The sequence below is a fragment of the Lysinibacillus sp. OF-1 genome, assembly GCF_028356935.1.
GTDB lineage: Bacteria > Bacillota > Bacilli > Bacillales_A > Planococcaceae > Lysinibacillus > Lysinibacillus fusiformis_D.
The window spans coordinates 2,022,227-2,041,252 of sequence record NZ_CP102798.1 but is presented as its reverse complement, the minus strand read 5'-3'; the positions used below and the strand labels follow the sequence as shown (position 1 = coordinate 2,041,252).

Genomic DNA, 19,026 nt, shown 5'->3' with positions numbered 1-19,026 from the left:
CATGGAAAAAGTGTGTGACATACTGGAAAACAGACCTTATTGTTATGACTTATACTGTATCGAGGTATTCGAATTATTGTATTTGTACCTATGTAGCAGATAAATTAAAGGACAGTCATTAATATAAGATATAGGAATTGACAACAATACTATTACACTATACAATGTAATTGTGAAATTGGTAATAAAAAGTATTATCGTTTTACTTAAATAAAAGGGAGGAATTTAAAATGAATTCAGCAAAAACTGATGTTCTAAAAGTGGAAGGTTTGGATTGCCCTTCATGTGCAACAACAGTTGAAAAAGCTTTGAAAAAATTAAAGGGAATTCAAAGTACAGAGGCTAACTTTTTTGCGGAAAAATTAACTGTAACTTATGATGATTCCAGAGTAACTCTTGACGACATTGCTGATAAATTAAAAAAAGTAGGTCACCCTGTAGTTAAATAACTCCAGTTTTCCCACTTAATGTTATCCCTTTAGATAACTTTTGAGTGGGGTTTAGTATTTAATTTATCTTTTCCTATCAAATGAATAAAAACATATCAATTTTTTTGATTACATTTTAAAAATGGAACATAAATAAGGGGGAACACAGAAATGAATACAAGGTGGTATAAACACCCAAGGACAATACTGTTGATTATTGCCGCAACCGTCACAGCATTTACACTGATTGCAGAAATTGGATTCGGTCTACCTGAAATGTGGGCGATTATTTTATATAGTATTGCAATTGTTGTTGGAGGGATCTATCCAGCAAGAAGTGCATGGGTTGAATTAAGAAATGGAAGTCTCTCCATTAATACATTGCTTATTGCGGCAGTAATTGGAGCTATTTATCTAGGATTATGGGAAGAAGCTGCGATGCTTGTCGTTATTTTCTCTTTAGGTGAATTAATGGAATCATACGCATCAGATAAAGCCAGAAATGCAATTAGAGCATTAGTTGAATTAGCCCCTAGTGAAGCAACAGTCATTCGAAATGGTCGTCAAATGCGTATATTGACAGAACAAGTGGAAATCAGAGATATCGTTCTGGTACGTCCCGGAGAAAAAATACCAGTTGATGGTGTAGTCACTAAAGGTTCAACTACAGTTGATCAAGCTTCCATTACTGGAGAGTCAATACCTGTATCAAAACAATTAGGAGATGAGGTATTTGCTTCAACATTAAATGGACGTGGTGCATTGGAAATAGAAGTGACTAAACTTGCTCAAGATACAACCCTAGCCCAAATTATTAAATTAGTAGAGGGCGCACAAATGAAAAAAGGGAAAGGACAGCGGTTCAGTGAGAAATTTGGTGCCATTTACACGCCAGCCATGTTTGTATTAGCGATCATTGTGGCTATTGTACCTCCCCTTTTCTTTGGTCAACCTTTTGATGAATGGTTATATAGAGCTTTAGTGGTACTAGTCGTTTCTTGTTCTTGTGGATTAGTACTGTCTGTGCCAGTCGCAGTCGTTACTGGCATTGGAACGGCAGCTCGAAGTGGAGTAATGGTTAAAGGCGGTATTTATATAGAATCAGCTGGTAGTACTCAAGTTGTGGCATTTGATAAAACAGGAACCTTGACAGTTGGAAAGCCTTCGGTCACGGATCTTGTAACGGTATCAGACCTTTCAAATAAGCAATTATTGGATATTGCTGGTGCGCTTGAAAAACAATCCGAACATCCTTTAGCTGATGCGATTATGGAAGAAACATTAAACAAAAAGATTACAATTCCAGATGTAGAAGAATTCGATTCACTTACAGGTCGTGGGGCAAAAGGTAAGATTAACGGAAATAATTACTACATTGGAAATCCACGCTTGTTTAACGAATTAAAAGTAAACATAAATAAAGACCACGTCATGCAAATTGAAAAGCTGCAAGGACAAGGGAAAACTGTCATGCTCTTAGGAACTGCCAATGAAGTACTTGGGATGATTGCAGTAGCTGATAGACCCAAAGAAAATGCAAAACAAGCTATTCAAAGTTTGAAAGAAGCTGGTGTGAAAAAGGTTGTTATGCTAACAGGTGATAATAGACTAACAGGTGAAGCAATTGGTAAAGAACTTGGCGTTGATGAAGTAAGAGCAGAACTCCTTCCAGAAGATAAGATTAACGCAGTGAAAGAATTGCAAAAACAGTATGGGCAGGTAGCGATGGTAGGAGATGGTGTAAATGATGCACCAGCACTGGCTCAGGCTGATGTAGGTATTGCAATGGGAGTTCAAGGAACAGACGTTGCACTAGAGACAGCAGATATTGCTTTAATGCAGGATAATTTAGATCAACTAGTATATACACTAAAATTAAGTAAAAAGACAGTTTCTAAAATATACCAAAATATTGCTATTTCGTTAGCGATAGTTGCGTTCCTTGTTGTGACTGCCTTGATCGGAGTCATGCCTCTTACATTAGGTTTAATTATAAATGAAGGTAGTGCATTACTTATTATTATCAACGGAATGTTCCTACGCAGGCATAAATGGAAAAAAGAAGGAATAAGGGTTGAAAACAATCAAAGTAATATTCCATTGGCTGATGCGGAATAATCTAAAAAAATATAATTTGACACACAAACTATTACACTATATAATGTAATAGTGAAGTGGAGGAGGAAATAATGGAAGAAAATTGTTGTACACCTAAACCTCAGCTAACGGATCGTCCTTTGTTGGATATAGATTATGCGGAGGGATTGAGCGAAACGTTTAAAATCCTTTCAAACGGCACGAGGCTTCGGATATTACACGCAGTGATTCGAACACCAAACATATCCGTTACTGAGTTGGCTGAACAACTCGAAATGAAACCTCAAGCCATCTCTAACCAACTTCAACGATTAGATGATAAGGGCATTGTTCGTTCGTCTCGTGAGGGAAATTTTATTCGGTATCGAGTTGTTGATCCTTGTGTAACCAGCCTTTTACACGAAGGATGGTGCCTAACAGAAGATTTACCAAAATAGGAGGAGATTCAAAGTGGAAAAATGTGCACGCTCTAACTGTAATTGTCTTATTGGTGAGAACAAAGTAGAGGTTGATGGAAAAGTTTATTGTAATCAAGAATGTGCAGATCATTGTACTGATGAAGTTTGCGAGTGCAAAGATTGTAGCTGTGCAACTGCATAATTGAATAATAATGAAGGTTATCCTGTGCAACTATAGGATAACCTTTTTTGTACATAGGCTATCCAACGATAGGGTGCATTATTTAATGCAAACTCTACAAAAGGAATTTTCCAAACTATTTTCCTATCACCTATTGTATATGCTTTAAGGGATTTTCTAAGTGCATTTGTGGTCACAAAAAATATTTAACAATTTTAATTTTGATATCAAATCTATACTTGAAAAACACGGAGTAGTAAAGGATGAACAATATGTTAGACCTATTATTCCTACCAGACCTTAAAACAATAGAACCACCACAAGAAAATGAAACCGACATGATGTTTAAAGTGGAAGCAATCAAACCACCTGAACGTTGTCCTAAATGCGGTTTTGACAAACTGTACAAGCATAGTTCACGAAAACAATTAATCATGGACTTGCCTATTCATTTAAAGCGAGTAGGCTTACAAGTAAACCGTAGACGTTATAAATGTCGTGAGTGTGGTTCCACATTTTGGGAACGCCTTATATCCATTGACGAAAAGCGTAGTATGACTAAAAGATTGTTGGAGTCCATTGAAGAACAGTCCATGTCTAAAACTTTTGTGGAAGTAGCAGAAAACGTTGGTGTAGACGAGAAAACCGTTAGGAACATCTTTAAAAACTATGTGGCATTAAAAGAACTTGAATACCAGTTTGAAACTCCTAAATGGCTCGGTATTGACGAAATACACATTATCAAGAAACCTCGTCTTGTATTGACCAATGTGGAACGTAGAACTATATATGACATAAAACCCAATCGTAACAAAGATACGGTCATTCAACGCCTTTCTGAGATTACAGACAATACTTATATCGAATACGTCACAATGGATATGTGGAAGCCCTACAAAGACGCAGTTAATACAGTTATGCCACACGCAAAAGTAGTTGTAGATAAGTTTCATGTAGTCCGTATGGCTAATCAAGCCTTAGACAGTGTTAGGAAGTCTCTTAAAGCCAATATGACAGCCAAAGAAAGGCGTACCCTTATGCGTGAGAGGTATATCCTTCTTAAACGAAAGCATGACCTGAATGAACGAGACTCATTCCTTTTGGATACTTGGTTAAGTAATTTACCTGAACTAAAAGAAGCCTATGAACTTAAAGAAGAGTTCTACTGGATATGGGATACAGATGACCTTGACCAAGGCAGAGAACGTTACAGGTATTGGAGACAACGTTGTTTATCCAGTAACTCTAAAAACGCCTATAAAGACCTCGTAAGAGCCGTAGAAAACTGGCAAGATGAAATCTTCAACTACTTCGATAAAAGGCTCACTAACGCTTATACAGAGTCTATAAATAGCATCATTAGGCAAGTAGAACGAATGGGTAGAGGTTACTCATTTGAAGCCTTACGAGCCAAAATACTTTTTAATGAGAAGCTCCATAAGAAACGGAAGCCTCGATTTAATTCAAGTGCTTTCAGCAAAGCTATGTTATACGATAGTTTCAATTCGTATCAAATAACAGACCGTGACAAAACAGGCAACTATGGTGTAGATTTTTCCACACTTATTAAGAAATTGGAGAAGGGTAACTTATAGACCCTTTTCCACCATAAAATCCGAAGACCCTAAATTATAAAAACAAATTTCAAGATATTCCTTATCATGATGCTGTTGAAACGGTTTCCTATCCTTTACTGGTCCCAAGCCATCAAAGTAACGATTCATTTTTTCATATGTTCTAATTTGATAACCGCGCTTCTTCATTTCTTCCATGACTTTTTCGCTATACACATACAGGTCCTCTTTAGGGTATTCGTAGACATAATTAATCAAAATATGCTGGTCTTCTTTAGCAAATATGCTATTTAGCTCTCTCCACTGTGAAAGTAGCTGCCCTTTCGGTAAATACTCAATTAAATCTACATGCCATAACCTCATTTGCCTCTCCTCTTCCCATTAATCAATCCTATCAATATGTTTTTATTATGAATATTACATTAGCTAGGTCAAGGAATTGGATTCAAATGGCGAGTCGAACTATGTGCATTTATTAACTCCCATACCTTCTTCCTTAAAAAGGAAAACTAAATATAGCATGTTCATACTAGATTTGCATAATTCTTATATTAAAAAGTTATTCCCCCCATTCAAAATGTTCTTTTATTTTTCCCCGATTTTTCGTTACCACGCTTAAAATTACCCGTAATTTTAGCTAACAATAACTGGATTTCCTTTGTCTGACCCTCCACTTTATGAATTTTTGCTAGAAGATGCTCAGCCTCGTTCTCCTTCACGATTTTAATTTGTTTACCTTTATAATAAATAACAATTGTCCCTTTTTTTGTGATTTGATAAGTAAATGGTTCTTCGTTCAGCCTATTTCGTTTATCTATCCCGCTCACAACTCCACCCCGATTTCTTTCATTCAACGAAACTCTACGTTGATTTAAATTAAACCTTTAACACAACTCCTTTTGGTTTACTATCAAATAGCAGCAACTGAGCAATCTTTATTAATAGATAAGTTCCTCTCTGCTTGTTTTTGCCAGTAAACTCTTCACCATTTCCCAGTGCCAATATGTTATTATTTACATATATTACACAATTACGAGATTTTAAGGAAACTAAAGTTTATTTCTATTTAGGAACACTTCCAGCAAGCAGTCTCTCCACCATGATGGCTAACCAATACTTCATGAGTGGGATCACTCTTACTATTCATTTTTTCACATCCGTCACACTTGTTTTCTTTATCCATTTATTTAAAATGGATGATTGGTATTGGGATGATGATCATTGTCTTTTTTAAAAGAGCATCCCTACTATCTATGGATAAGATGGACAGGTAATATTTTATTTAGCGTAGACATTGTATGGATTCCATTTACTAAAGAAACGGATAAAAACATGAAAATACTTAGCAGGTCTTATCCCCCTTCAAGTAAACCTTCATCAAGCAGAAGTGAACCTTCTGCTTTTTTGCTACAAATACTCCTACTATTCCATGATTACTATTATAATAATGTGATAAAATCAGATAAAAAAAAGAAGGTCTTTGTATGTTAGAAAAATTAAATAGATTTCTCCAAAAATACATAGCGCTCCTGACACCATTAAGTTTAATTGTAGGTGTGTTCTTAGAAAGTGTTGGACATCATTTATTATTCCTTGTGTCATGGCTATTTGCATTCATGACATTCTCAGGAAGCTTATCCATGAAATTTAAAGATGTAAAGATTTTTACCAAGCATCCTGCACTCATTTTATTCTCCATCATTTTTCTTCATCTCTTGATGCCTTTATGGGCTTATTTTTTATCCACCGTTATTTTCGATGACCATTTGTTGACGGTTGGCTTTGTCTTAGCTGTCGCCCTCCCAACAGGTGTAACCAGTGTGATTTGGATTAATATTTGTAGAGGCAATTTACCGTTAGGCTTATCGATTATTTTAATTGATACGTTACTCGCTCCATTCATTCTTCCCTTCATACTCTATATCGTGTCGGGTGAAAAAATTGAATTGGATGTAGCGTCACTGATTGTGAATTTATTGCTGATGATTGTGTTACCTACGATTTTAGGCATATTGGTGAATGAGCTTTCCAAGGGCGAAATACCTAAAAAGTATGGCAAGAAGCTGGCTCCTTTTTCAAAGCTATGTTTATTTGCGGTCATCATGATTAACAGTAGTGCCATCTCACCCTATTTAAAAAATATAAACTTACAACTATTTTTCGTCATACTTTTAGTGTTCTTGCTTGCTGTGTCAGGCTATGCTTTTGCTTATCTAATTGGTCGGACGCTTTTAAAAGACGCTCCTCAAATGGCGACCTTTGTCTTTACGGGCGGTATGAGAAATATAGCTGTCGGGGTCATTGTTGCCACAACATACTTTCCAGGTAAAGTCGCTATGCCTGTTGTGTTCGGTATGCTCTTTCAACAGGTGCTAGCTTCTGTTTTTAGTAAGTTGGTGACAAAAAGCTCCGTTGTATAGACGGTGTTTTTATTTTAGATTTACATTTATACTAAATAGGAAAATCTTTTTATTTTACATTTGAAGGGTGTGCTGATATGTCATTCCATTTCCAAATTACATCACCAAAAATACCTACTAATCTCAAAAAGACAAATTTTCAGGATATTTTTTATGATGAAGAACCGTATTTAACAAATGGCATGATTGCTGATACGGTCATTGATCACGAAGAAGTTGAACGATTCATTGTATCTAAAGTTATGTTTAAAAATGTCACATTCATCAATTGTACCTTTAAAAAAATTGATCTAACGGATGTCATTTTTGAAAACTGTGATTTGTCTAACTCAAACTTAAGTGAAGGCATCATTCATAGAGTGGCTTTTAAAAACTGTAAATTATTAGGGTTGAATTTTACTGAAGCTAATCTTGGCAATGTTTCATTTGAAAATTGTATTGCAAACTTATGCAATTTCCCTGAAGTGCGTTTCAAACAAGTATTATTTGATAACACCTCCCTACAGGGTGCAAATTATTATGATTGTTTACTAAATAAAGTAGCGTTTCATGAAAGTGATTTAAATGATGTTGATTTTTCTCAAACTTCCTTAAAAGGGATAGACATCAGTACATGTAAATTTAAAAGACTGCAAGTAACTCCTGAAAGTTTAAATGGCTGTGAAGTATCTTCTGAACAAGCGATTGGCTTTGCTTCATTACTAGGATTGAAGGTTAAATACTAGTTTGAGGGCTTAAAAGTTTAAGAAAAAAATAAAGCGCTTATCCTTTTTTATGGATAGCGCTCATTTTTGCAATTTGTAAAGCTTCTATTTTATCGTCTTTTAGCATTCTTTCCTTCCCTTTACAGGCTATCCGCCTAATTTGCGGGGCTATCCCCCACTTTGAGCGTTCTATCCGTTACTTTTTTAGTTTTATCCTGCACTTTTAGAAGTCTTTCCTTCTATTTGAGGGCTATCCTCACTTTGAGCGTTCTATCCGCTACTTTTTTAATTCTATCCTGCACTTTCGGAATTCTATCCTTCTATTTAGGGCTATCCTCCACTTTGAACGTTTTATCCGCTATTTTTTTAGTTCTATCCTGCACTTTTAGAATTCTTTCCTGCTATTTGAGGGCCATCCTCTAAAGTGTTCATTCATTCAATTCACCTGCTATCCTTATTAATTAGGCGACCAATCGGAAAGAAACCGACTGCTAAGCCTTCTGCTGTCGTGGTTACTTCTCCTTCGATTGTCTTTATTTAAAAGCTAAAATCGTAAATTCCCATGGGATATTTTCATTTTTCCAACCACGATGCTCATCAAATTTCTTTAATTTGAAACCCGATGTGATGACAGCATTTATTATCTCACTAAGTGTATAAAATCGTATAGATACATCAGGAAAGTCCTGTTGTTCATGCTCATCAAAGAAATGCTTATACGCTACGTCTCCATTTTGTAATTCTTGGTCAAAATAACCTTGTTGGATTTGATATTGGCATTCAGCGTTAGGCCCTTTAACTATACATCTTCTTAAAGGATGAAAATCACTGAGAATCATTTCCCCACCATCTTTTAGTAAAGAAAACAGAATCAACATAAATTTATCAATATCATTAAAATAGTGCAATATGCCACCTTCCAAATAGATCATATCAAAATGACATCGATACTTTGTTAAGTCAATTTCATCAATATCAGTGACAATATAATGAATAGAGGTATTTGCATGCTCTGCTAATTCCAAGGCATATTTTTGGTTTTCTGTTGAAATATCAAATACGGTTACTTCAGCACCTAATAATGCTAATGGTACTGCTTTTCTGCCATTTGAACCGCAAATATTGGCAATCTTCTTTCCTTCAATATGTTCAAAGTATTGTTTGTGCTTTTTCAGACATGCGCTAGGGTTTTCTAATATATGAATAGCCAAATCCTTTGGAGTGCCGTTACTTTTATGCCAAAATTCATATGCTCGATATTCCCACGCCTTTTTATTTTTTATGCTTTGTTCATTCATCTTCAGTAAGATTCCTCCTAAGTAGAGCGCTGATAAGTTTTTAATATTCGATGATCCTACACCTACATTTATCCATGCTACAGGATGACGTCTGATTATAGAAGAAGCGACAACATTTCCCCTCGAAATGAATGACACAGTTAAAAATATCTAATTTTAGAGGGCGTATAATTTTAATAGCTCATGGATTGATAAACGAGTAGTAGCGTCCACTTTAACAAAATACGGTGATTGCCACTTTTTAGTTGCGATTGCCTGTTTGCTGGTGGGCGTATCCCAACTTGGGTAAACTCTAATAGCCATTTTCCCCTTTGTATTAGCCGTTTTAAGGATGTTTTGTTGTAAAAGAACTTCTTTTGGAAATACAAATTGGCCAAAATCACCATTAGTATGAAAAGTGTTTATTACCAGTAAATCAGTGGCGTTCTCATATGAAAATGCTTGGTTTTTATTAGCAGCATCCTTTTCCCAAAAGGAAACAAACTGTCCTACCTTGGTAGGCGTTATTTTTGCGACTCTAAATCTAACAGATTTCGAATCCAACTGAAAAATCCCAGCCCCGTAATAAGCATTTTGAGTTTCCTCTTGGATGTTTTTTATAGTCAAATGATGAGGTTCATAAAGTAATTCATTTACATATGTTAACGCTTTATTAAATTCATTCATAGTTTTACTCCCTATCTTATACGACGAATACCAGTATATCATCTGCGGACTTGTTACTGTAATAGCTTTAAACCATTAGTCTCTTCATTTTGATTTACTAACCAAAGCTGTATATAAAAGGATATGACATAATTAATTCATTTCTTCTGTTAAAAATCTTTCTCCAAAAGTTGTCATTATGACTTTAGATAGATCGACAGAGTAAACTCTTTCATCGTTATATGTATCATCATCGTCAAACCAATAAATTGTAACATCAGCAATATATGCTCTATCATGCATATACTCAATAAGATCTGCCCACATGTCTATATTAAAATTGTAATCTGTATGAACAGGTATATTGCCATTTTTGAGTTCATTTAAGATTTTAAGTATTATTTCTTTGTTTTCCATTAACAGCATCACCTTCCGAAATCCCCAAAGCCGTGTGGTACGATTATTGCTTTATGATTGTTAATCAGGATAAACGCTCATCGCTTTCTGCTCAAAGAAAAATTAGTTTTTGATTTTCATATCCCCATGTGATAGATATAATAATTGCCCTCAGACAGTTGTTTAGATATTGAACTCATTTTTTCAAATTTGGCTATCGCATAGTCTCTATCGAAACGCAGTAATTCATCCTCAGAGTAATCATGGTAATAAATCATTTTGAGGATTTCTTCTGGACCATTTTTTAATAAATCACACCAAGCAGTGAAAATCGAAATAAGGGAAGTTGCCGAATGTTCATCAAATAGGGTGACACCAATGTTATTAAAGCCTATGTGTTGAGGCATTCCAGGCAAGCTTGGGTTCCTGCATGGAATCCATGTAAGCGAATCAAAAATATAATCAACGATGTTGTCTTCAAGTCCAATGTATGCAACAATTAAATCTTTGTATTGCTCTATGTCTCTCCAAAAATATTCAAAAAACTCTTCATCTTGTGTTTCAGTCTTTTTTATTAAATAAAAATCATGCATAAATACCCTCCATATAAATTAAAATCACTCAATGGAATTAATAACCATTTTATCATATCATGTTCAGTCAATTTGTATTAAATATTTTTCTTCGCTAAAGTAGTTTGCTTCGTTATTTGAATGAAATATAGCCCCCCAAACCATCGTTTGATAGCCTATGTTAAAAATTATGGTCTCCTTGTGAAATCACTATTACTTAAGATTTTTAAAATGTAGTTTGATTGATTTACATTGATTCAAAATGATGCGAATGTGCTACTAAGGGTTGAAGGTTCTTTAGGAAAACTGGACTTTTCGCAAAATCGGCTTACAGGGACAGAGCCTTACTACATTTTATTGAAGTAAGGCTCCTTAAAGTTGTTTAAAAAATTCCTTTTGCACACTTGACTTTCCCCTGCACAGGAAACTGTATACTTACATTAAGTTATTAGATTGGAGATGATATTGTGTTTAAAATCAGTGAATTTTCTAGGCTAAGCAAAGTATCCTTAAAAACATTGCGCTATTATGATCAGATTGGCCTTTTAAAGCCGAGAAAGGTGGACGATGACACTGGCTACCGATACTATTCAGCAGACCAGTTACTTGAGCTCAATCGAATCTTTCTCTATAAGGAATTGGGGTTCACCTTGCCACAGATTATACGTTTGCTCCACGAAGATATTTCGTTGAAGGATATTCAAGGGATGTTTAAGCTGAAAAAAAGTGAAATCCAACTGGTTATCGATACGGAACAAGCCAAGCTCGCACGGATTGAAGAGCGTATGCAGCTTTTAGAACGAGAGGGACAAGTGGAATCAGATCAAGAAATCCGAATCAAGGCAGAAGGTGTTCAGCAGTTCCTTTCATTGAAAGCACGTGGGAGAGAAGAAGATATTCCAGACCTGTTTCGTACATTTAATCAATTATTAAAAAAGGAAATGCGCCATTTGGCTCAAAGTCCCCAGGTCGTTTTATGGAAAGAAATAGAGGAAAAAGAAGATGAGTTTGAATTTGAAGTCGGTTATTTTTTAACCAAGGAGCTTCCATCATTCCCTGATACATTTCAACTACGGACGCTTCCTCCAGAGCCGATGATGGCCACAATGACCTTTCGTTCGGATTCTAACTTTGCCTGTACGGCCTGTGTTGATTTAGCTAACTGGATTGTGAAAAATAACTATCAGATCAAGGAAAACGAACCAGGTAGAGAAATATATTTACCATTATCTACAACACAAAACGTCCAATTAATGGAAATACAAATACCTATTACAAATAGATAGCTGAAAGAAGAGTGAATTGAGTTGAAAAATAATCTAATTATCTATGTTCTATCGCTTGTTGTTTTTCTAATCGGAACCGTTGAGTACATTATTACAGGCGTTATTGAAATGATTGCAGTAGACTTTGGAGTAACAATTTCAGAAGCTGGGTTATTAGTGACATTATTTGCCCTAGCCGCAGCCATTTTCGCTCCAATTCTCATTGCGCTCACCATAAATATGGATCGCAAAAAGTTGCTTATGGCTACCGTTAGTGTGTTTATTGTTAGCAACGGGCTAATGTTTATAAGCTCTACGTTTGAATTCGCACTATGGATACGAATTATTCAAGGAGTTAGCGGAGGAATCGCTACAGTGGTAGCCATGGCAGTAGCTACTCGACTAGTTGAAAAAGAACGAAGAGGCCGTGCTATCGGCATAATTTTGATGGGCCTAAGCAGTTCGCTTGTGCTGGGTGTTCCAATTGGCACATTTTTTTAGCGAAATGTTTGGATGGAGAGTTTTATTTATGTTGATCGGTTTATTAACCATTCTTCCATTGCTTATCCTCTATAAAAAAGTTCCAGTAATCAAGGAAGAAGAAGCCGTTACCCTCCGGTCGCAGCTTTCCATTTTAAAAGATTCAAAAATTCTAACTGCACTGGCTATTACTTTATTTTATGTAGGTGGCTACGCTACCCTATTTACTTATATAACGCCTTTCTTGCAAGCCACATCCACTCTTTCTATAACCGAAATTAGCGGCATTCTATTTCTGGCTGGAATCTGTAGCTTCCTTGGATCAAGAATGGGTGGGCAATTGGCTGATGCAAAGGGTTCGCATTTCACCATTTATTTTGGCTTGCTGCTACAAGCAACAACGCTCCTCTTATTTGCATTAGCTGGTATCAATCTCTTTGTATTGATCTTAGTTTTAATGATTTTTATGGTAGCAACATGGAGTATTTCCCCAGCCCAGCAGCTCCTTCTTGTCACGCTAGTACCTCGAAATCCAGACATAGCCCTAAGCATAAATACCTCCTTTATCCAATTCGGTTTTGCGCTAGGGTCTGCATTAGGTGGATTTGTCATCGGCCATACCTCTGTCCTAAACTTGAATTCGGTAGGTTTTGGCATTGTAAGCATGGCTTTATTCCTTGCTATCTTGCTATTCAAAAAAATGAATAGTAGGACTGAAACTCCTTTTATGACTAAAGTAAAATATTAAATGTTTTTATCCTACCTTTATATTGAAAATCGGCATATTCAATATAAAGGTAGTTTTTCTAATCCATTCACACTTTCAGCTCTTTGCAATGCCTTCCTTTGTATCAACATCCTCATGCCCAACGAATAGGAAGTAAATCACCTATCGTCAAGATCTTATTCTCTCCTATCATTACTTCGCATTGATAGTCATCATCATGAATTTGACAAATAAACTCTCTACATCTTCCGCACGATGGTATGATTGTTCCATCCTTGTAAACTGCAATGATTCCTTTTATTTTACATTCACCATCCGTAATCATCGCTGCTATCGCTTCGTGTTCTGCACAAAATCCCATAGAGCAAGGCATATCGAAACACACCCCTTTATACCTTACCATTTTCGCATAAAATGGCAGCAGCAACAGAACCTGCATAAGATTTTTTGAAATTTGTTTTGGATTTAAAGCACCTTTTGCTATAGTATATAATTCTTCAAATTCCATCATTTCCATCCCCTTATTAAACTAATTTTTTCTGTTTAATTAGATGATCTAGCTTACTGTTAATTTATCTGACTCCATCATATACTTAAGTAACGAAAAGGAGGCTAAAAAATGAAACATCAACCTTTGCACCCATGGCAAAAAGAACATCATAAACGAGTAAAAGATTTCCATAAAAATCATTCGTTAGCAATAGAAAATGGCGAGAATGGCAATGGGTTGTTAGCTAAGTGGGAAAGATTTTTCTACAATAAGGGAAAAACTCTTTTTAAAGCTGCCAAATAATTAGCTGTTCTTTTGGACAGCTCTTTTTTTGATTTTAAATCTCTTTTTTGCATAATCGCCTTAAAGTGTTCAGTAAAGAATTCTTGACCCTAACGATTACGCCTAATTCTTCTAATGCTTCTCTCCTTGCAGTATCTTCAGGTTTTTCATTATTCTCCATTCCACCGCCTGGAAAAACATAATAAACGGTACCATCTCTTTCCCTTCTAATAAGTGCAACCATTTTATTTTCAATTATTACAACCGAACTTCTATCTCTCATGCTTATAACCTTCTTTCAAATTTCCTAACAATTAATTGTCCTATTAATTCCTTTTTATTTACTGTAATCCTCAGATTGTGCAGTAAATGCATCATTCCATATTTTCATATATTACCCAATTATATTGTCCTTATATAGGTAATTACCTATATATCAGGAGTTGTTATGCAATGAAAACAATGTCTACACTTGGATGGATCATATTTATTTTTGGCATTACTTTGCTTATAAGCGGAGTGGGAAGATTATCTGGTTTCTTTGAATATGATTCAGTTATTCCAAATAAATTTGTTGCACTAATATACATTTCTATGGGCTTTTTTGTCATGTTCATTTCTTTCTTTGTGAAACCCAAAAAAGAAAAAGTTTCATAGTTTTACCAATCAATATCTTTCAAGCATGTTCCTTATATTGTGCAGCAATCAAACAGAACCATATTTTTAAATATTCCCTAATAATGTTATCATTTTGTAAGTTATTAACCTAAATATCCGGAGTTGTTATGCAATGAAAACACATTCTAAAATTGGACATATCATATTTGTTTTAGGCATCTTATCGCTTTCAATCGGATCAGCGAGATTAACTGGTGCCCTAGAATACAATAGATTTATTTCAAATAAATCTATTGCAGTACTATTCATTGCCATGGGGGTTTCTGTTATGTTCATTTCATTCTTTGTAAAACCTCAAAAAGATAAATAACTTTACATAACATTATCTTTCCAATATTCAATAATAATGGTTTTACACCCTTAGTCATGTTAACCTTAAAGTGTGATGTGATTTACATAAATTGGAGGTGTACAAATGGTTGTTAATTTACGTTTCTATATACAAGTGGTTTCAACCATTTTCATTATGATCTTTGTCTTCATGAATTTTTTAGGGCATTGGACCGCAGACAGATTCGTTCAAATTATATTTTTCTTTGGTATGGTATTCGCGGCTTTCAGTGTCGGTATGGAAACGGAGAAAAAGCTAAAAAATAGAAGCTGATTAGGCGAGCTAATCGGCTTTTTTATGTTCAATCTTTTTCAGCATAGCTCCTTTCAAAAACTCCATGTCAAATCATATATGGTAAAAATAGATAATTACTGGTATATTATAGGTTGTATTTATTTCATGAAAGGTGGTGCGTTGATGGATAAAACGCTGGAAGATTTACAAAGAGAAATGATCGTTGAAGTTAAAAAAGGATTCCCTATTTTACTTTCTGGTGCCGTTGTTTTTTTACTTTTCACCCTAATGCCCTTAGTTTTGCCAATAGAAGTTGTACGTTTAATTTGGATATTTGGCTTAGGAGCTATTTTTCCCATCGGCTTCTTCATTAGTAAAATTCTTGGTGTTAATTTAAACGCTACTGGTAACCCTTTAGGGACGTTAGGAGGAATCGTTGCCGCTCCTCAAGCTTTTTACATACCTGTATTTATCATTGTGTATATGAACATACCTGAATTCCTTCCCTTCACAATTGGTTTACTTGCAGGCGCTCATTTTCTACCTTACATATGGATTTATAAAAGTAAAGCTTATTTATTTGTGACTTTAGGCGTTTGTTTTTCTGCTCTGATTTTAGGTGGCTTCTTTGTCGATCAAGCTTACACACTTGTACCTTTAGCAATCTCTATCGTGTATGGAATGGGCGTTCTTTTGATTCTAAGAGAACTTAAAGTCAATCCGATTTAATCACCTTTCTCTAGGTGATTTTTTTGGACACTATCTATCGTTTAATTATTCCAGACCTCCTTCAACCTGAGAAATAAAGTATTCATTTTCTACCCCTTGTTTGTCCCTTTACAATAAACGTATTCATAAATGAAAGGATGGATGGATTTGCTGTTTCCATATCGGAATGATCTTAGAAAAACATTAATACCTTACCTAAACACACTTGATGAGGCATTTTGGTTTAAAAAGTCAGATTTTTATCCAAATAATATAGCATGGGTTATTTTGCATTTATCAAGTAGTGAAGACTATTGGGTGAATGAAATTGGACTTAAAAAACCTTGTATGTTAAACCTTCACGATGATTGTTCGCCGAAGGAAATACTAGATAGCTATATTGAAATTAGAAATTATACGGATAATATTCTACATACATTGGACAATTCGCAACTCAATCAATTAGTTGAAGTTCCTAAATTTTCCGATGGTTGGACACCACCCTCCGTACCTACACTTAACTGGTTGTTTCATCATGTATACTCGCATGAAGCTTACCATATTGGGCAAATCTCCGTTATCGCGCACCTTAATGGATTGCCAAAGCCATTATTTTAATAAAGGGAAAGCAAGGAAAAGAACAACTTCTTTAAATGGAGGAACAGTAATTTGAAAAAATTTCGTGGGAAAAAGCGTCCTTTTACTCCAGATATTCTTGAGCAAGTTGCTGATTTTGATAGATGGTCATACCCAGCTTCATATTTTTCAAAGCCCATTTTTACATAAATACGGTTCATTTTCTGTTGTAATGATTAACTGATTACAGGATACCTCTCCTCATTGGACGATCATATCCTCTAGGAGTAAATGAGCCTTGATAAGCTTTATGTACAACCACACTGTAAATGGCGGCATAAAATACTCCATCTGGCCAAGCCCACTGTTTTTCCATCCACCATAGTGAATACTTGATATGTACTTACATTGAAAACTTGTTTGATAATCTGTTCATCATGTTTCTTCCATCCAACAGATTGGTAAACCTCCTTTATTATTGGTAAATCCTTCTCTCCCATCGCGTATTGAAGTAATACCATTATCATCCACCTCCCCTAGGAAAACGATGGATAGTCTATTATACTTAATAAAAATGACTTGGGGATGGTGGGATTATTATGATGTTTGCTCCATTATTTGAACAGGACGTACCAGCAATCCTTCTTCCTTAACGGTAGAAGCGCTTTTTCTCCGTTAAGGGCATAGGTATCTATGAAAACGGAGGAAAAAACATGAGAAATAAAGGTATCGGCGCCATCTTTTTATCGCTTGCTGCAAGTATTTGGGGCGCCATGTATGTAGTAGTTAAAGTAGTGGTGGAGGTTGTGCCACCATTGGAGCTTGTTTGGATTCGTTATTTGATTGCGGTGATTGCACTCGGTATTATCGGCATCGTGATGAAGCAATCTTGGACAATCGCTAAAAAAGATTGGTTGATTATTTTTCTTGTTGGTCTCATCGGAAATACGATTTCGATTGTCACGCAAGAAATGGGGACAATGCTCTCCACTGCTCAAATGGGAGCGATGATTACTGCTACTACCCCTGCTTTTATGGTTGTCTTCGCTCGTTTTATTTTACAGGAAAACATTACGATTAAAAAATGCTTGTCCATCGTCCTCGCGACCATTGGCGTTGGGATCATTGTGGGCAACGCCCAAATCGATATTACACAGCAATTAGGTGGATTCTACTTACTAGTCGCTGCTTTAACGTGGGCATTCATGTCGGCATTAGTAAAAAAAGTGCCTAGCCATTACTCACAAATTGTCGTGACAACCTACTCATCTATAGTAGCTGTGATTTTGTTGACACCTTTTATCCTGCCAAGATTAAAGGATTTGGCGCTAACAACTATTTTGCAGCCAACGATTTCAGGGGGCTTGCTTTACTTAGGCATTGTTTCTACAGCGGGTGGCTTTTTATTGTGGAATAAAGGGCTTCAATTAATGAATGCGTCAAGTGGCGGCTTATTTTTTTCTTCCAGCCCATTGTTGGCACATTTTTAGGCTGGCTCTTATTAGGAGAGACGATAGGACTGTCCTTTTGGCTAGGCTCCCTGTTCATATTGAGTGGTGTTTTTATCGTCATTCGAGATGAATAAATGGACGTGCGTTTCTATTTTATATAGAGAAGCACTTTTTATGTTGACATCTGGACACTATCTTGGCTAGTCATGTTGACAATTGTAGGCTCATATATTGCAAAAGCCTAAAGGAGCTGATACTGTGATTACCTTTTTCGATAACTTAAAGGATCTCGCTTTGTTAGTCATATTAATTGCCAGTATGGTATATCGTCGACAGCTAAAATTAACGAAATGGCAAGGAACACTAACAATTGGTGAATGGACCATGTATATCATGCTTTCAATTGCTTTGCCTCTTTATGCGGTACTTTATATTGCTTTTATTTTGGGCACATAGCAAAATAAAACATGCTATTTTGGAGAGGATTTTATGTTTCAGACAATGGACCATTTTTTACATTCTTGGACATGTGAAGCTGCTGCTACACAAAAATTGCTTGATTAGCTGACGGTTGAATCGCTTCAGCAAACCATAACATCTTTGGTCGCATTGCTTGGAGGAGATTACGGCACATCGAGTCCTATTTTTATAAAACGTTCAAGTGATGATGAAGCAGTAATTGCATAAATTGATTTAGACTTAAACATTTCTATACAGGAAATAAAGAGTTATGCTATAATACATGAGAATACTCAAAGGGTATCAACCAATTCTGAACTGTAGCGATTAACTTCGCTGCAGGTTTTTTTATATGTTGATGAGCTGAAAAAAGAGAGCAATCATTTAAAAGAAAATGAAAGGGCTCTCTTGTTTTATGTTTCTTTATCTTTTTTCCCCCATTGATAGGGCTTATTTGACCAATTCCACATGAGAATCAACAGATAGATGAAGAACATTAGGCTAATCATCGTCATGACATTTTCTCCCCATGTAATCGATTCTTGTTTTCTCCATTGATTGATCGTTCTCACAATGAAATAAGCACAAGGATAGATAAAATAACTTATTTGGTCTCGTCTCAATCTTACACC

The 19,026-nt window shown here is 35.6% G+C and carries 24 protein-coding genes and 4 pseudogenes; 18 read left to right on the top strand and 10 right to left on the bottom strand.

The window, feature by feature from the left end; all coding sequences use genetic code 11:
* Positions 1–230 precede the first annotated feature (230 nt).
* From NV349_RS09900 to NV349_RS09880, 4 genes are all read left to right on the top strand, one after another.
* Positions 231–449: a heavy-metal-associated domain-containing protein gene (locus tag NV349_RS09900; RefSeq protein WP_010731340.1), complete on the top strand. Its 219-nt coding sequence runs from the start codon at positions 231–233 to the stop codon at positions 447–449.
* Between the two features lie 150 nt (positions 450–599).
* Positions 600–2,546 (top strand): heavy metal translocating P-type ATPase, encoded by a 1,947-nt coding sequence (locus NV349_RS09895; RefSeq protein ID WP_271910972.1) that lies wholly within the window; start codon positions 600–602, stop codon positions 2,544–2,546.
* Between the two features lie 71 nt (positions 2,547–2,617).
* A complete protein-coding gene (locus NV349_RS09890) occupies positions 2,618–2,962 on the top strand; it encodes an ArsR/SmtB family transcription factor (protein WP_086709174.1) in 345 nt (114 codons plus the stop codon).
* A 414-nt stretch (positions 2,963–3,376) separates the two neighbouring features.
* The gene (locus NV349_RS09880; protein ID WP_086709176.1) at positions 3,377–4,699 is read left to right on the top strand and encodes an ISL3 family transposase; all 1,323 of its coding nucleotides are present in this window, start codon (positions 3,377–3,379) and stop codon (positions 4,697–4,699) included.
* On the opposite strand, the gene NV349_RS09875 is transcribed toward NV349_RS09880, so the two are convergent.
* Both NV349_RS09875 and NV349_RS09870 read right to left on the bottom strand, forming a co-directional pair.
* Entirely contained in the window at positions 4,694–5,041 is a 348-nt protein-coding gene (locus tag NV349_RS09875) for a pyrimidine dimer DNA glycosylase/endonuclease V (RefSeq protein ID WP_271913216.1), read from the bottom strand. The two genes, NV349_RS09880 and NV349_RS09875, sit on opposite strands and share 6 nt — an antisense overlap.
* Positions 5,042–5,250: 209 nt before the next feature.
* Positions 5,251–5,505 (bottom strand): hypothetical protein, encoded by a 255-nt coding sequence (locus NV349_RS09870; RefSeq protein WP_271913215.1) that lies wholly within the window; start codon positions 5,503–5,505, stop codon positions 5,251–5,253.
* 657 nt (positions 5,506–6,162) lie between these two features.
* Here NV349_RS09870 and NV349_RS09865 point away from each other — a divergent pair.
* Complete coding sequence (locus tag NV349_RS09865; protein WP_036122672.1) at positions 6,163–7,098, top strand: bile acid:sodium symporter family protein; 936 nt, start codon at positions 6,163–6,165, stop codon at positions 7,096–7,098.
* 77 nt (positions 7,099–7,175) lie between these two features.
* Complete coding sequence (locus tag NV349_RS09860) at positions 7,176–7,823, top strand: pentapeptide repeat-containing protein (RefSeq protein ID WP_271913213.1); 648 nt, start codon at positions 7,176–7,178, stop codon at positions 7,821–7,823.
* Positions 7,824–8,335: 512 nt separating this feature from the next.
* Here NV349_RS09860 and NV349_RS09855 read toward each other — a convergent pair.
* From NV349_RS09855 to NV349_RS09840, 4 genes are all read right to left on the bottom strand, one after another.
* Complete coding sequence (locus NV349_RS09855; protein ID WP_271913211.1) at positions 8,336–9,100, bottom strand: class I SAM-dependent methyltransferase; 765 nt, start codon at positions 9,098–9,100, stop codon at positions 8,336–8,338.
* Between the two features lie 156 nt (positions 9,101–9,256).
* Complete coding sequence (locus NV349_RS09850) at positions 9,257–9,766, bottom strand: MepB family protein (RefSeq protein ID WP_271913210.1); 510 nt, start codon at positions 9,764–9,766, stop codon at positions 9,257–9,259.
* Positions 9,767–9,898: 132 nt separating this feature from the next.
* Positions 9,899–10,162: a hypothetical protein gene (locus NV349_RS09845; protein ID WP_271913208.1), complete on the bottom strand. Its 264-nt coding sequence runs from the start codon at positions 10,160–10,162 to the stop codon at positions 9,899–9,901.
* 116 nt (positions 10,163–10,278) lie between these two features.
* Positions 10,279–10,734, bottom strand: a complete 456-nt coding sequence (locus NV349_RS09840; RefSeq protein WP_271913207.1) for a hypothetical protein — start codon at positions 10,732–10,734, stop codon at positions 10,279–10,281.
* Positions 10,735–11,180: 446 nt separating this feature from the next.
* Here NV349_RS09840 and NV349_RS09835 point away from each other — a divergent pair, with 446 nt between their 5' ends.
* Positions 11,181–11,999, top strand: a complete 819-nt coding sequence (locus tag NV349_RS09835) for a MerR family transcriptional regulator (protein WP_271913206.1) — start codon at positions 11,181–11,183, stop codon at positions 11,997–11,999.
* Positions 12,000–12,020: 21 nt separating this feature from the next.
* A pseudogene (locus tag NV349_RS09830) lies at positions 12,021–13,206 on the top strand (MFS transporter).
* A 112-nt stretch (positions 13,207–13,318) separates the two neighbouring features.
* Here NV349_RS09830 and NV349_RS09825 read toward each other — a convergent pair.
* Positions 13,319–13,696 carry a cytidine deaminase gene (locus tag NV349_RS09825; RefSeq protein WP_271913205.1) on the bottom strand — a complete coding sequence of 126 codons (378 nt, stop codon included), beginning with the start codon at positions 13,694–13,696 and terminating at the stop codon, positions 13,319–13,321.
* 108 nt (positions 13,697–13,804) lie between these two features.
* Between NV349_RS09825 and NV349_RS09820 the strand changes: the two genes are divergently transcribed.
* Entirely contained in the window at positions 13,805–13,978 is a 174-nt protein-coding gene (locus tag NV349_RS09820; protein ID WP_271913203.1) for a hypothetical protein, read from the top strand.
* 34 nt (positions 13,979–14,012) lie between these two features.
* On the opposite strand, the gene NV349_RS09815 is transcribed toward NV349_RS09820, so the two are convergent.
* Entirely contained in the window at positions 14,013–14,240 is a 228-nt protein-coding gene (locus NV349_RS09815) for an NUDIX domain-containing protein (protein WP_271913201.1), read from the bottom strand.
* Positions 14,241–14,410: 170 nt separating this feature from the next.
* Here NV349_RS09815 and NV349_RS09810 point away from each other — a divergent pair, with 170 nt between their 5' ends.
* The 5 genes from NV349_RS09810 to NV349_RS09790 all read left to right on the top strand — a co-directional run bounded on the left by NV349_RS09810 (position 14,411) and on the right by NV349_RS09790 (position 16,526).
* On the top strand, positions 14,411–14,614 hold the full coding sequence (locus NV349_RS09810; protein WP_271913199.1) for a hypothetical protein: 204 nt from the start codon (positions 14,411–14,413) through the stop codon (positions 14,612–14,614).
* Positions 14,615–14,747: 133 nt separating this feature from the next.
* Positions 14,748–14,945: a hypothetical protein gene (locus tag NV349_RS09805; RefSeq protein WP_271913198.1), complete on the top strand. Its 198-nt coding sequence runs from the start codon at positions 14,748–14,750 to the stop codon at positions 14,943–14,945.
* 105 nt (positions 14,946–15,050) lie between these two features.
* Positions 15,051–15,239 (top strand): hypothetical protein, encoded by a 189-nt coding sequence (locus NV349_RS09800; RefSeq protein ID WP_271913197.1) that lies wholly within the window; start codon positions 15,051–15,053, stop codon positions 15,237–15,239.
* Positions 15,240–15,383: 144 nt separating this feature from the next.
* A complete protein-coding gene (locus NV349_RS09795; protein WP_271913195.1) occupies positions 15,384–15,929 on the top strand; it encodes a DUF7010 family protein in 546 nt (181 codons plus the stop codon).
* 141 nt (positions 15,930–16,070) lie between these two features.
* Positions 16,071–16,526 carry a DinB family protein gene (locus NV349_RS09790; RefSeq protein WP_271913193.1) on the top strand — a complete coding sequence of 152 codons (456 nt, stop codon included), beginning with the start codon at positions 16,071–16,073 and terminating at the stop codon, positions 16,524–16,526.
* Between the two features lie 266 nt (positions 16,527–16,792).
* Here the strand turns inward: NV349_RS09790 and NV349_RS09785 are convergent, their stop codons facing one another.
* Positions 16,793–17,005 carry a hypothetical protein gene (locus NV349_RS09785; RefSeq protein ID WP_271913191.1) on the bottom strand — a complete coding sequence of 71 codons (213 nt, stop codon included), beginning with the start codon at positions 17,003–17,005 and terminating at the stop codon, positions 16,793–16,795.
* A 192-nt stretch (positions 17,006–17,197) separates the two neighbouring features.
* Here NV349_RS09785 and NV349_RS23215 point away from each other — a divergent pair.
* The 4 genes and pseudogenes from NV349_RS23215 to NV349_RS09770 form a co-directional block, all read left to right on the top strand.
* Positions 17,198–17,554: pseudogene (locus tag NV349_RS23215) on the top strand (EamA family transporter); the annotation flags it as partial.
* Between the two features lie 135 nt (positions 17,555–17,689).
* Positions 17,690–18,069 (top strand): annotated as a pseudogene (locus NV349_RS23210) (EamA family transporter).
* Between the two features lie 97 nt (positions 18,070–18,166).
* Positions 18,167–18,391: a hypothetical protein gene (locus NV349_RS09775; protein WP_101966608.1), complete on the top strand. Its 225-nt coding sequence runs from the start codon at positions 18,167–18,169 to the stop codon at positions 18,389–18,391.
* A 33-nt stretch (positions 18,392–18,424) separates the two neighbouring features.
* A pseudogene (locus NV349_RS09770) lies at positions 18,425–18,496 on the top strand (DinB family protein); the annotation flags it as partial.
* Between the two features lie 311 nt (positions 18,497–18,807).
* Here NV349_RS09770 and NV349_RS09765 read toward each other — a convergent pair.
* Positions 18,808–19,017 (bottom strand): hypothetical protein, encoded by a 210-nt coding sequence (locus NV349_RS09765; RefSeq protein WP_058843080.1) that lies wholly within the window; start codon positions 19,015–19,017, stop codon positions 18,808–18,810.
* Between the last annotated feature and the right edge of the window lie 9 nt (positions 19,018–19,026).